General features: G+C 35.1%; 14 protein-coding genes. 9 read left to right on the top strand and 5 right to left on the bottom strand.

From position 1 onward, the window contains the following. Positions 1-20 precede the first annotated feature (20 nt). The 3 genes from AACP56_RS15755 to AACP56_RS15765 all read left to right on the top strand — a co-directional run bounded on the left by AACP56_RS15755 (position 21) and on the right by AACP56_RS15765 (position 2648). The gene (locus AACP56_RS15755) at positions 21-830 is read left to right on the top strand and encodes a M48 family metallopeptidase (RefSeq protein ID WP_339335391.1); all 810 of its coding nucleotides are present in this window, start codon (positions 21-23) and stop codon (positions 828-830) included. Between the two features lie 64 nt (positions 831-894). After that, positions 895-2217: an MFS transporter gene (locus AACP56_RS15760; protein WP_339335389.1), complete on the top strand. Its 1323-nt coding sequence runs from the start codon at positions 895-897 to the stop codon at positions 2215-2217. A gap of 32 nt (positions 2218-2249) precedes the next feature. Beyond that, positions 2250-2648 (top strand): hypothetical protein, encoded by a 399-nt coding sequence (locus AACP56_RS15765; RefSeq protein ID WP_339335387.1) that lies wholly within the window; start codon positions 2250-2252, stop codon positions 2646-2648. A gap of 75 nt (positions 2649-2723) precedes the next feature. Here the strand turns inward: AACP56_RS15765 and AACP56_RS15770 are convergent, their stop codons facing one another. The 4 genes from AACP56_RS15770 to AACP56_RS15785 are packed head-to-tail and all read right to left on the bottom strand — an operon-like array spanning position 2724 to position 5700. After that, on the bottom strand, positions 2724-3446 hold the full coding sequence (locus AACP56_RS15770) for a head GIN domain-containing protein (RefSeq protein ID WP_339335385.1): 723 nt from the start codon (positions 3444-3446) through the stop codon (positions 2724-2726). Between the two features lie 52 nt (positions 3447-3498). Continuing rightward, positions 3499-4596 (bottom strand): hypothetical protein, encoded by a 1098-nt coding sequence (locus AACP56_RS15775; protein ID WP_339335383.1) that lies wholly within the window; start codon positions 4594-4596, stop codon positions 3499-3501. Beyond that, a complete protein-coding gene (locus AACP56_RS15780; RefSeq protein ID WP_339335381.1) occupies positions 4577-5140 on the bottom strand; it encodes a hypothetical protein in 564 nt (187 codons plus the stop codon). Before AACP56_RS15780 ends, AACP56_RS15775 begins: the two co-directional genes overlap by 20 nt. 2 nt (positions 5141-5142) lie before the next feature. Further along, positions 5143-5700 (bottom strand): RNA polymerase sigma factor, encoded by a 558-nt coding sequence (locus tag AACP56_RS15785; RefSeq protein ID WP_339335379.1) that lies wholly within the window; start codon positions 5698-5700, stop codon positions 5143-5145. Positions 5701-5920: 220 nt separating this feature from the next. On the opposite strand from AACP56_RS15785, the gene lon reads away from it, so the two are divergent. The 4 genes from lon (at position 5921) to AACP56_RS15805 (ending at position 10453) form a co-directional block, all read left to right on the top strand. Beyond that, positions 5921-8371: an endopeptidase La gene (lon, locus tag AACP56_RS15790; RefSeq protein ID WP_339335494.1), complete on the top strand. Its 2451-nt coding sequence runs from the start codon at positions 5921-5923 to the stop codon at positions 8369-8371. Between the two features lie 18 nt (positions 8372-8389). Then, positions 8390-8608 (top strand): hypothetical protein, encoded by a 219-nt coding sequence (locus AACP56_RS15795; RefSeq protein WP_339335377.1) that lies wholly within the window; start codon positions 8390-8392, stop codon positions 8606-8608. 5 nt (positions 8609-8613) lie between these two features. Beyond that, the gene (gene cmk, locus AACP56_RS15800; RefSeq protein WP_339335375.1) at positions 8614-9303 is read left to right on the top strand and encodes a (d)CMP kinase; all 690 of its coding nucleotides are present in this window, start codon (positions 8614-8616) and stop codon (positions 9301-9303) included. A gap of 160 nt (positions 9304-9463) precedes the next feature. Beyond that, positions 9464-10453 (top strand): DUF4062 domain-containing protein, encoded by a 990-nt coding sequence (locus tag AACP56_RS15805; RefSeq protein WP_339335373.1) that lies wholly within the window; start codon positions 9464-9466, stop codon positions 10451-10453. A gap of 202 nt (positions 10454-10655) precedes the next feature. Here AACP56_RS15805 and AACP56_RS15810 read toward each other — a convergent pair whose 3' ends face one another. Next, complete coding sequence (locus AACP56_RS15810) at positions 10656-11036, bottom strand: LysM peptidoglycan-binding domain-containing protein (protein WP_339335371.1); 381 nt, start codon at positions 11034-11036, stop codon at positions 10656-10658. 258 nt (positions 11037-11294) lie between these two features. On the opposite strand from AACP56_RS15810, the gene rpsA reads away from it, so the two are divergent. Then, positions 11295-13154 carry a 30S ribosomal protein S1 gene (gene rpsA, locus AACP56_RS15815; RefSeq protein ID WP_339335369.1) on the top strand — a complete coding sequence of 620 codons (1860 nt, stop codon included), beginning with the start codon at positions 11295-11297 and terminating at the stop codon, positions 13152-13154. Positions 13155-13274: 120 nt separating this feature from the next. Further along, positions 13275-13814, top strand: a complete 540-nt coding sequence (pyrR, locus tag AACP56_RS15820) for a bifunctional pyr operon transcriptional regulator/uracil phosphoribosyltransferase PyrR (protein ID WP_339335367.1) — start codon at positions 13275-13277, stop codon at positions 13812-13814.

A 13814-nucleotide genomic window follows, 5' to 3' on the forward strand; every position in this document is an offset into this window, starting at 1 on the left:
AGTTATAAACACTATACTAAATGAAAAAATTAATTTTAACGATAGCTATTTTTTTAGCTGTTGCAGCATGTAAGACAAATCCGTTTACAGGAAAGAGTACTTTGAATTTTATGTCCAATAGCCAGCTTTTTCCGATGGCTTTTGCACAATATGACCAATTTTTGACGGAAAATAAGGTTGTAACTGGAACTGCTGAAGCACAAATGATTACCAATGTTGGGCAGCGTATTTCTTCTGCTGCAGAAAGATGGTTGGATGCCAACGGATACCCAGGTTATTTGAACGACTATAAATGGGAGTATAATCTCGTCAATGATGAAACGGTAAATGCCTGGTGTATGCCCGGGGGGAAAATAGTTTTTTACACGGGAATTTTGCCAATAACCCAAACAGAAACAGGAGTTGCCGTAGTTATGGGACATGAAGTGGCCCATGCATTAGCTGATCATGGCGCACAACGTATGAGTGCTGGTATGGTACAGCAACTTGGTGCAGTAGCTGGTAATGTTGCCATTAAAGACCCTAAGGCAAGAAACACATTCAATCAAGCTTATGGATTGGGTTCCACTTTGGGTGTGATGCTTCCTTTTAGTAGAAGTCATGAAACTGAAGCTGATAGAATAGGACTACAGATTATGGCAATAGCAGGTTATAATCCGGATGAAGCCGCGCAACTATGGAGGAGGATGAAAGCAAAAAGCGGTGGTCAGGCACCTCCAGAGTTTATGAGTACTCACCCTTCCAATGACACGCGTATTAATAATTTGACTGCTTGGGCTCCATTGGCAAAACAAGAAGCTGCCAAATTTGGGGTTACCTCCTTTAAATAAAAAAGTTATTAAATATAAAGTTTAAAAGCTACATTTTTGATGTAGCTTTTCTATTTTTATAATCATGACCAGCACACTAACACTAAAGGGAACCAAAAAATTATTAAATGCTTGGGCCTTTTATGACTGGGCAAATTCAGTATATAGTCTGGTAATTTCTTCAGCGATATTTCCAATTTTTTACGGTGCGTTATTTAGAGTGGCCGAAATTGAAAAGGTAACTGTTTTTGGTGGTGAAATTGCTCGAGCTCCTTTGATAAGTTATGTGACTTCTGCTGCTTTTGTATTTATTGCCATTGTTACGCCACTGATTTCTGGTATCGCGGATTATCTTGGAAATAAAAGAATCTTCTTGAAATTCTTTTGTTATTTGGGCGCAGTTTCATGTATAGGATTGTACTGGTTTTCCTTGGATAATATCTATTTTGGACTTGCCTGTTATTTTTTCGGACTGGTCGGTTTTTGGGTAAGTTTTGCTATCAATAACTCCTATTTACCGGATATTGCTTTTCCAGAGCAACAAGATGGCATAAGTGCAAAAGGTTTCTCATTGGGTTATATAGGCAGTGTTATACTCTTATTGTTCAACTTGGCAATGGTAATGAAGCCAGATATATTTGGGATTACAGATAGTGGTGGAGAAGTTGCAGAGATAAAAGCTATGAAGTATTCTTTTGTGACTGTTGGAATTTGGTGGATACTTTTTAGCCAATACACCTTTATGCATTTGCCAAAAGGGTATAAACGCGAAGGGGAACGAAATAACATTATTTTAAATGGTTTTAAAGAGCTTCTGAGTGTTTGGAAACAGTTAGGTAGTCAGATAAAATTAAAACGATATCTAGGTGCTTTTTTTGTTTACAGTATGGCTGTACAGACCATAATGCTGATCGCTACTTATTTTGGAGAGGAAGAGATTAACTGGGGAGGCGATAATGAGCGTACGACTGGGTTAATTGTTAGTATATTAATAATCCAAGTCATTGCTATTGGAGGAGCTACATTAACCGCGAAAGCATCTAAGCGTTTTGGAAATATAAATACTTTAATCGTAGTTAATATTTTTTGGGTGTTACTTTGTGTATATGCCTATTTTTTACAAACACCAACGGATTTTTATATTGCTGCAGGGCTTGTAGGTATTGTAATGGGTGGAATACAGGCACTATCACGCTCCACATATTCAAAGTTTTTGCCTGAAACCACAGACACCACTTCATTTTTTAGTTTTTATGACGTAGCTGAAAAAATAGGAATTGTTATTGGAACTTTAATGTACGGAGCGGTTGCACAATTGACCGGTAGTATGCGGAATAGTACAATTTTTTTAGGTGTCTTTTTTATGATAGGGGCTTTTTTACTTATTAGGGTAGAAAGAAAAAAGTAAATTTATTCATTCATCAATCAAAATAAATAATCATGAAATTTAAAGTATTAGTTGTCCTATTTTTTGGAGGCTTTTTGTTACACTCACAAGAGAAGCCCCAAATCTCCACAATGGAATTTGTTGAAATCCTAAATAATAACAAAGCAGAAGCATTGTACTATTTTAAAAATAATTGGAAAGTGCTGCGAGAAAAAGCACTTGCTAAAGATGATATTACTGGGTTTAACCTTATGGAGAGCAAAAAAAGTGAAGAATCACCTTTTGATTTAATTTTGATGACCAGCTATGCCAACAAAGAAAAATATATGAATAGAGAGCAGGCTTTTCAAGCATTAATTTCTCAAAGTGGCGGTCTTAAACTATTGAACAAGAAAAAACCCTCAGAATTTAGAAGGTCGGTTTTTGCGATAGACAGTATAAAACATCAGTAATAAAAAGCCCTAACTTAACTAGTTAGGGCTTTTTTGTTTATTGATTGATATGGTTGTTTTTTGATTGTAAACTCTTTAGTAACTGGAAATATCGCCAGAACCTGAAGTTTTTGTGTCAATCTTTTTAGGATTTCCTTTATAGCTGATATCTCCAGAGCCAGATACTCTTGCCTTTATCATTTGATTTGCGGTTACTTTTATATCTGCAGAACCTGAAACTTGGGCAGTAACAAATTCAGCATCCAAATCATACGCTTTTATATCCCCAGAACCAGATACCTGAACATCCAGCTCATTGGTTTTTCCAGATAGGTTGATATCCCCGGAACCAGACATTGAGGCATCTATAGATGTTGCTTCAATAGTTAATGAAATATCTCCAGAACCAGACATCTTTGTTTTAAAATTATCAGATTTTATTTTAGTTTCCCCAACAATATCACCAGAACCTGAAAGTGCTACCATGTCTATGGATTCTACAGGAACAGTTACATAAATTCCAGAATTCCAATTAGATGGTTTAAGGTTCACTCCTTTTTCTACTTTAATCACCAGTTTCCCATCTTTAACCTCGGTCTTTATATACTCCAAAAGATTTTCTTCTCCTTTTAATGTTAACTCACCCTCATTACCATCTACCAATTTCACGTCGAACCAGCCAGCTACTGCAATACCGTCATAATCACCTACAGATCTTTCAATGGTAACCGTTTTACCGTTTCCTTTTACTCTTTTTCCCCACTGTGCTGTCGCAACAACTGTGCAGAATACTAAACTAAGTGTCAATAATTTTTTCATGATTGTGTTTTTTATCCTGAACTTGATTCAGGGTTTAGTTTTTAATTGATTATTAATTTTTATAAAATGATATTCCTCCATAATCACTGGTTATATTAACCGAATTACCTGAGTTTTCTTTTCCATAATATCCTTTGTAATACTTATCAGAAGATTTTTCTTTACTAACATTTATGGTAAAGTCGTCTTTACCACTTACACCTGCATATTCAGTAGAAATCTCAAAATCAAAATAATATCCAGAATCGTAGCCTATTTTTATTCCGGTATAGTCAGACTTTATGTTAATGTTACCAGCATCTGAAGCCATTTTACCAATTTTTACAGATCCATAATCCGAAATGACATCAACATTACCATGTACTTCTCCTAATTTTATTCCAATGTAATCACCATTACCTTGAACATTTTTTACATTTCCTACCTCCATGGATCCATAGTCCGATGAATAATCGAGATTCCCCATTTCTCCAATGACAGCATTAGTATAATCTGCTTTTACGGTTAGATTACCAGCTTTTTCAACGGTAAACCCTGAGTAATCGGCAATAATTTCTCCACTATTAATATATTCAAAGGTCGAACGGGAAGTATAATCAAAACGCAATTCATTATTTCTACCTCGTAATTCGCCAATTTCCATTTTACCGTAATCACAGTTAATTTTGGCGTGACCATCTACTCTATTAACATAAATATTTCCGTAGTCGTTATTTAGATTAATGCTGTTCTTTACAGGCAGTTTAATAGTGTAATTGACCTGTACGTTTACATTATTCTTTTTTCCCCAGTTCCAGCCCCAATTACGGTCTTTGTCACCAAACCTTGTAACTGCTGAAACAAGATTACTACTATTTTCAAAATCCACATCGATTTCATTTAATCGATTTTGAACTTTTTCTTCGTTATTGCCATTGGTCTTTATATGCACCTCTATCATAACCTTGTCTTGGTCCCAAGAAGTAATATTAAGGTTGCCATAGCTGTTCTTCACTTTAAAAAGCGCATCTGAGTTCACATTAAACTCTTTTTTAATGGTTTTTTCCTTGGTGTATTTCCCTTTTGGACCACCACCGCCTTCACTCGCGTTTATGGCAAATGGTACCAATAAAAGGGTTAATATTAGATATTTAGATAGTAAAGTTCGCATCATTATTAGATTTTAAATTTTTAATGTCTTCGATATTGTTTAATACTTCTTTTAGCAAATCAATTCTAGTTTGAAAGTTGATTATCATTGCATTCAATATTATTTTACTGTTTCCTCCTTTGATGAGGTCTTGTTCAAGTTTCATGTAATCACCCTCAAGTTTGTTTAATTGCAATAGCGTGTCGTCAACTAGCCTAGCCGTCTCTGGGGATTTTTCGTTTTTCAACTCTTGTATTTGTTCCTCGATCAAACTCGCAAAATAGAATTCAGTTTTGGAGACTTCAGGAGAAATTTCAACCACTTGTTCTTTTATAGTTGGTTGGCTGTTAAAAAATTGTAGACCAAGAACACATAATAGCACTACTGATGCCGCTATGGATAAAGGTTTTAACCAGTTTCTCTTTTTCCTTTGTAAACTGACAACTCCTTTTGATTGATTTAATTTTTCTAAAAAACGCTGTTCATGGTTTGTCTCTGGGCTCTCAAAGTCAAAATCATTTAGCAACCTCTCAAACAATTCTTTTATGTTATCTTTCTCTTTCATAGTTAAGCATTTACTGTTAACCGCTTTCTTAAATTTTCTTTAGCTCTAGAAATTGTTGTTCTACAATTTGCATAGCTGATATTCATTATTTTACTTATTTCTTCATAATCGTACCCTTCAATTAAATGTAAGGTCAAAGAAACTCTGTAATTGTCTTTTAAACTTTTCATGGTTTCCATCACTTTTTGAGCCTTCAGTTCAGTATAACCATTGTGATCTAAAGCAACTCCATCATTATCTTCGACCTTGTACAATACTTCATTTAAATCAGAAGTTTGATTCTTCTGTTGTTTTCTGTAATGATAGATACTGTTGTTGATCACAATTCTTTTCAACCAAGCCCCAAAGGTTACTTCCCCTTTAAATGTATGCAGCTTCATAAACGCGTTTAAAAATGACTCTTGCATAACATCTTCTGCTTCGGCTGTGTGTTTTACAATTCGTAAAGCTGTATTGTACATTGCTTTATAATACCGGTTGTAAATTTCTAGTTGGGCACTTTGTTTCCCTTCTAAACACAATTGCAACAATGCGTCAGTATGTTCATTTTTGTGGCTCAAAAAGTGAATGGTTTGTCTTATAGATGTGGCAATTTAGTGTTTGTTACACTTTCTTTTATTTTTTTTCATTTTCAGTGGCATAACAATTGTACTTAGAGAGAAAAATAAAATCAATTTGTTGTTAGATTCCCTTTAAAAATAGGCACTAAGCACATAGGGAGTTACAAGTAGTGGTAAAAAACACTATTAGTAAAATGACAGAATGACCGATATTGATGTTATGGGAGAAGTAAAATTCACAAATTTTGACAATATGTCCATGCAGGGAATAGATGAGGAATCTGAATTGATTCCATTATTGACGCCAGAAGATGAAGAGGAAATGAATAAGGAGACCTTACCAGAAACTTTACCAGTTTTGCCTTTAAGGAATACCGTATTGTTTCCAGGAGTGGTTATTCCTATTACTGCAGGCAGGGATAAATCTATTAGCTTAATAAAAGATGCCAATGCTGGAAATAAAACCATTGGGGTAGTTTCTCAAAAAGATGCCGAAACGGAAGACCCGGAGGTAAAGGATATAAATACGCTGGGTACTGTGGCTCGTATTCTAAGAGTACTACAGATGCCAGATGGTAATACTACTGTAATTATACAGGGTAAGAAACGTTTTGAAATTGCTGAGGTGCTTACGGAAGACCCTTACATGACAGCAACAATCCGTGAAGCTGGGGAGACAAGACCAGACCAAAAAGATGAGGAATTCTTGGCGATTATTGAGTCCATTAAAGATTTGGCATTTAAAATAATAAAAGACAATCCAAATATTCCTAGCGAGGCAACTTTTGCAATTAAGAATATTCAGAGTAACTCTTTCTTAATCAATTTTGTATCGTCCAATTTAAATCTGGGTGTTGCAGAAAAACAACATTTACTTGAAATCCCTGACTTACAAGAGCGTGCTTTAGCCACTTTAAAGTATATGAATCTTGAGTTCCAAAAATTGGAATTGAAGAACGATATACAATCCAAGGTTCGTAGCGATATGGACCAACAGCAACGTGAATACTTTTTGCATCAACAAATGAAGACCATCCAAGAAGAATTGGGCGGTGTTTCTTATGAAGAAGAAGTTGATGAAATGAAGGTGAAAGCCAAGAAAAAGAAATGGGATAAAAAAGTGAAGGAGCATTTTGAAAAAGAATTGGCTAAAATGCAACGCATGAATCCTCAGGTTGCAGAATATTCCATTCAAAGAAACTATTTAGACCTATTCTTGGATTTACCTTGGAACGAGTTTTCAAAAGATAAGTTCGATTTAAAAAGAGCTGAAAAAATTCTTGACCGTGACCATTATGGTCTTGAGGACGTAAAACGCAGAATAATAGAGTATTTGGCAGTCTTAAAGCTTCGTAATGATATGAAATCTCCTATTCTTTGTTTGTATGGACCTCCGGGAGTAGGTAAAACTTCTTTGGGAAAATCAGTAGCAGAGGCACTTGGTAGAGAATACGTGCGCATGTCTTTAGGCGGATTACGAGATGAGGCTGAAATACGTGGTCACCGTAAAACATACATAGGCGCAATGCCCGGGAGAATTGTCCAAAGCCTTAAAAAAGCAGGTACTTCTAATCCAGTATTTATTTTGGATGAAATAGACAAGTTGTCCAATAGTCATCAAGGAGATCCCTCATCTGCTATGCTAGAGGTTTTGGACCCAGAACAGAATAGTGAGTTTTATGATAATTTCTTGGAAATGGGTTATGACCTTTCTAAAGTTATGTTTATTGCTACTGCAAATAATTTAGGTTCCATTCAGCCAGCATTACGTGATCGTATGGAAATTATTAATGTTACTGGTTACACCATAGAGGAAAAGGTAGAGATCGCTAAAAAGCACTTATTACCAAAACAGCTTAAGGAGCATGGTCTTAATGCGAAGCATTTAAAGATTGGAAAACCACAAATGGAGAAGATTGTTGAAGGCTATACCAGAGAATCTGGAGTGCGTTCCTTAGAAAAGCAATTGGCTAAGATGGTACGTTATGCTGCTAAGAACATTGCTACTGAAGAAGAATACGATGTTAAAGTAGCCAATGAAACTATTGAAAAAGTTTTAGGCCCTGCTCGCTTGGAGCGCGATAAATATGAAAACAATGAGGTTGCAGGTGTAGTCACCGGATTAGCTTGGACTAGTGTTGGTGGTGATATCCTTTTTATTGAGTCTATTCTATCTAAAGGGAAAGGAACTTTAAATATTACTGGGAATCTAGGAAAGGTGATGAGGGAATCTGCAACGATTGCTTTGGAATATATTAAGTCCAATGCGGATACTTTTGGAATAAACCCGGAAGTTTTTAGCAACTATAATGTACATATTCACGTTCCAGAAGGAGCAACGCCAAAAGATGGACCTAGTGCCGGTATTACTATGCTTACTTCTTTGGTTTCCTTGTTTACACAACGAAAAGTGAAGAAGAGCTTGGCAATGACCGGTGAGATTACGTTACGAGGTAGAGTGCTTCCAGTTGGTGGGATAAAGGAAAAAATATTAGCTGCTAAAAGAGCTCGTATTAAAGAAATTATTCTTTGTGAAGAAAATAGAAAAGATATTTTGGAAATAAAAGAAGACTACTTAAAAGGCTTGACTTTCCATTATGTTAGTGATATGAGCGAGGTAATCGAACTTGCTGTTACCAAACAGAAAGTTAAGAATGCGAAGAAATTGTAATAACTTCAGAAAACAAAAATGGAAGAAAAAAATATTGTTAATACGTGGTCAGCATTTGTTTCAAACTTGTTTGACAGAAAAATTTTAAATAGCAAAGAATTTCAATCTCTTTTATGCTTAGATGACTGTGGAAAAGGTTATCATGATTTACTTTCAGTTGAAAAATCAAAAATAGTTGATGAAGAGTTTTTATTGAATTATAAAGGTCTAACTTTAAAGAACGGTTTTAAATATTAATTTTTTTGAGAAAAATTACCATTGCAATAGACGGTTATTCTTCTACGGGTAAAAGTACTATCTCCAAACGTTTGGCGAATGCCCTAGGCTATGTTTTCATAGATACTGGTGCAATGTACAGAGCAGTTACTTTTTTTGCTTTGGAAAAAGGTTTAATTGCTAATGGGGAGGTTAAGATCAATGACTTGGTAAATGCGCTTTCAGAAATACAGTTAAAGTTTGTTCCAAATCCTAGTTTGGGTAAATCAGAGATGTTTTTGAACGGAGAAAATGTTGAAACTGAAATCCGTAAGATGGAAGTTTCTGAAAATGTAAGCCAAGTAGCTGTAATTAAGGAAGTACGAGAAAAATTGGTTGCGCTTCAACAACAGATGGGAAAAGATAAGGGAATTGTAATGGACGGCCGCGATATTGGAACCGTAGTTTTTCCAGAAGCTGAATTAAAAATATTTATGACCGCATCACCAGAAACAAGAGCCCATAGGCGCTATAAAGAATTGTTGGATAGGGGAGAAGAAGTAGTTTATGACGAGGTGCTCAAAAATGTACAGGAACGCGACCATATAGATTCTACTCGGGAGATTTCACCGCTTAGAAAAGCAGAAGACGCTATTGAGTTTGACAATAGTGATATTGGGCTAGAAGAACAATTTGAACGTGTGCATAATTATACACTTCGTGTGATTAATTCATAAGGTTTTATTGGTATGCTTAGGTGCTCATTATAAGTGCACTTTAACTACATTCTGAATCCTGATATGAGTTGCCAAAAGTATCTTTATCCGGATGTAATAAACGTTTGAGCGGTATTTTAGTGCACATACAACAAGTTAGCAAAAATATAAACCAAACTTTATGGCAAAACCTAGAGTATTTTTAAGTTCAACATATTATGACCTAAAACAGATTAGAGCTGATTTGGAAAGGTTTATAAGAGAGCAAGGCTACGAACCTGTCTTAAATGAATTAGGAAATATTCCTTACGGAAAAGATGAGCGACTCGAAGAGTATTGCTACAAGGAAATTGGTGGAATTGACATACTAGTTTCTGTAATTGGTGGACGCTTTGGCTCTTCTTCTCAACACGGTGAAAAATCAGTTTCTCAGATGGAACTAAATACTGCGATTGAATTAAACAAACAGGTATATATTTTCATTGATAAAAATGTTTATCAAGAGTATCAATTTTATCTTGATAATAAAAAAACTAAGGATGTAAAATACAAATTTGCTGATAACGTTAAAATTCACGAATTCATTGAATTTGTTGAAAGTCTACCCAATAATAATACTATTCACGGATTTGAAACTTCAAGAGAAATCACCAACTTTCTTAAAGAGCAATGGGCTGGACTTTTTCAAAGATTCCTTCAAGAACAAACACGAATTAAAGAAGTAAACTTAATCCAAGGATTAGAATCTACATCAAATACTTTGAATCAACTTGTGAAATTCCTAACTCAAGAAAGAACAGAAAAGGATAACGCTATTAATGAAATATTAATGAGTAATCATCCTGCACTGGAAGAAATTCAACAAACTTTAGGAATAAATCATAGAGTTTATTTTACTAACTATAAAGAATTAGATGAACTCTTAAAGGCTAAAGGATTTAAACCAGATATTGTACGAGTAGGAGTTGATGAAGATGGAGATCCAATTATTGATGAAAGCACAAATTATTGGAATCTGACAAGAAGAAATAAATACTACTCTTTAAGAGTAAGTGCCGAAATATTTAATGAAGAAAATAAATTAAAAGTATACAGAAAAGAAGACTGGGATAAGAAATTCATAGAAATGTCTGTAGAAGATTTAGACGATGAAGATGACCTTCCATTCTAAATAAATACTTTTGCTAACAAAGGCTATAAGTAATTGCTTGTTATCTCCTACTTCTGAAAATCCTCGCAGATTTTCAGTTTGGTGCTTACTTGCAAAGTTAAGTGCTAACCCACGCAACTACTCATAGCCGAGACCGTTATAAACTAAACGGCAATAAAAAAGGCACTCATCGAGCGCCTTTTTCTTTAATTCATAGTTTCAATTAGATATTAGGAATCACCAAAACCTGATCTGGATGAATCACATCTGGATTTTTCAAAATATTAGTATTTGCTTCAAAAATCTTATTGTATTTCATTGCATCACCATAGTAATGCTTAGCAATTTTGCTTAAAGATTCTCCACTAGCAACAGTGTGTCTGTGATAAACAGAATCATCACTTACCGTAATATTTGCTTTAACATCAGAAGCACCTTCGCCTCCTAATTGCTTTATTTTATCCCAAAGTAAGTCTTTTTCATAAGGTGTATTTGCTTCACCTTTAATTTTAAGAACGCCACCTTCTTCAGATACGTCTCCATTTTTTATTCCAAGTTGCTGACCTAAATCCAATACACCTTGATATTTTGCTTTAACACTCATAATGTCCTGTATTAATTTAATGGTTATTATTAGGAAACAAGATACTCATAAAAGTCACATTTGGGCTTAAATTTTTATAAAACCTGAATAAATTATGGGGTCTTTGGTTTAATGCTTTGTAGAACAACAAATTAATTGTATTTTTGCGCTCCTTTTTAGCGAATAATCAAGAGGAAAAGGGAAACACATAACTATAACAACTTTCATAGTCATCGTTAACTCTTGCAAGTACTATGGAATACAAATTTTAATCAGCAAATGGCTGAAGAAAAAAAAGCAAAAGCAGCTAAGGCTGTTGAAGCAACAGAAACAGCTACCGAGACACTGCAAGAGGTAGCACCAAAAGAAGAAACTCCAAAACAAGACCCACAAGAATTTTTGAACAACTTTGATTGGGATAAGTACGAAGAGGGTATTGAGCGCGTAGAAGATTCCAAATTAGAAGAATTTGAAAAACTCGTAGCAGAAAATTTTGTTGACACTGCCGATGCAGAGGTTGTTGAAGGGAAAGTTGTTCACATGACAGACCGTGAGGCAATCATTGACATTAATGCAAAGTCTGAAGGAGTAATCTCATTAAACGAGTTTCGTTATAATCCAGATTTAAAGGTTGGCGATACTGTCGAGGTATTGATTGACATTCGTGAGGATAAAACAGGTCAATTGGTTCTTTCGCACAGAAAAGCTAGAACTATAATGGCATGGGATCGTGTAAATGCGGCTCATGATAAAGAAGAAATAGTTACCGGTTTCGTAAAATGTAGAACAAAAGGTGGTATGATTGTCGATGTATTTGGCATCGAAGCTTTCTTACCAGGTTCTCAGATTGATGTGAAACCAATCCGTGATTACGATCAGTATGTTGGTAAGACAATGGAATTTAAAGTGGTTAAAATTAATCATGAATTTAAGAACGTTGTTGTATCGCACAAAGCATTGATTGAAGCGGATATTGAAGAACAGAAGAAAGAAATTATCGGTCAGCTTGAAAAAGGTCAAGTATTGGAAGGTATTGTTAAGAACGTAACTTCTTATGGTGTCTTTATCGATCTTGGTGGTGTTGACGGATTAATTCACATTACTGACCTTTCTTGGAGTAGAATCAACCACCCGAACGAGGTTGTTGAACTAGACCAGAAACTTAACGTGGTAATCCTTGACTTTGATGATAATAAGTCTAGAATTCAGTTAGGTCTTAAGCAATTAGAGAAACATCCTTGGGATGCTTTAGGCGATGAAATCAAGGTTGGTGACAAAGTAAAAGGTAAGGTAGTTGTAATCGCAGATTACGGTGCATTTATTGAAGTTGCTGAAGGTGTTGAAGGTCTTATTCACGTTTCTGAAATGTCATGGTCAACGCACTTAAGGTCTGCACAAGATTTTGTGAAGGTTGGTGATGAGGTAGAGGCAGTAGTATTGACGCTTGACAGGGAAGATAGAAAAATGTCTCTTGGTATTAAGCAAATGACTCCAGACCCATGGACAGATATTACTACTAAATATCCTGTAGGCTCCAGACATAAAGGTATTGTTAGAAACTTTACCAATTTTGGAGTGTTTGTAGAGATGGAAGAGGGTATCGATGGTCTGATTTATATCTCTGACCTTTCTTGGACTAAGAAAATCAAGCACCCATCAGAATTTGTAAATGTTAGCGATACTCTAGAAGTTGAAGTATTGGAACTTGATGTTGAGGGAAGAAAACTTAGCTTAGGTCACAAGCAGACTACAGAGAACCCTTGGGATAAATATTCTAAAGAATTTGCTGAAGGAACAATTCACAAAGCAGCTGTTTCTGATATTGTTGACAAAGGGGCAACAGTTGTATTTAATGAGGATATTACTGGTTTTATTCCATCAAGACACATGGAAAAAGAAGACGGTAAAAAAATAACTAAAGGTGAAGAAGTTGAATTTAAGATAATAGAGTTCAATAAAGACTTCAAACGTGTTGTTGCTAGTCACACTGCTTTATTTAGAGAGCAAGAGGAACGTAATGTAAAGGCAGCCAAAAAGAAAATGGCTAAGTCTGCAGATGAAGCTGCTCCTACTTTAGGGGATGCAAATTCAGCATTACAAGCTTTAAAAGACAAAATGGAGGCAGACTCCAAAAAATAGTCTTTTTTTAAATAGATTTTTAAAGCCCTTGGTAATTTATCAAGGGCTTTTTGTTTCTTACTATTCTTCTTGTTAAGAAATGTGTACTTTTGTATGCTAAACGATTCGGTAGTTAAGTCCATGAGTCAAAAAGTACTGCTTTCCGCCAAAGAAATTCATATTATACTTCATCGTTTGGCTTGTCAGTTATTAGAAAACCATCTAGATTTTTCGAATACGGTCTTAATAGGTATACAGCCTAGAGGTGTTTTTCTTGCACAAAGACTTACAGAAATCCTCAAAAAAGATTACAAGGTCAAAAACATTGACCTAGGTTCTTTGGACATAACTTTTTATAGGGATGACTTTAGAAGGGGAGAAAAAATTCATGAAGCCAACAAAACCAAAATTGATTTTTTGGTAGAAAATAAGAAGGTTGTATTTATAGACGATGTTCTTTATACAGGAAGAAGTATCAGGGCGGCCTTAACGGCAATCCAATCTTTTGGCAGACCAGAAGGGATAGAATTATTGACACTGATAGATAGAAGATTTAGCAGACATTTACCTATACAGCCAAATTACAGAGGCCGTCAAGTTGATGCTATAAATAATGAGAAGGTAAAAGTGATGTGGAAAGAAAATGATGGTGAGGATACTATTTATTTGATAAGTAATTAA

It is taken from the genome of Croceitalea sp. MTPC6, from assembly GCF_036985525.1.
Lineage (GTDB): Bacteria > Bacteroidota > Bacteroidia > Flavobacteriales > Flavobacteriaceae > Croceitalea.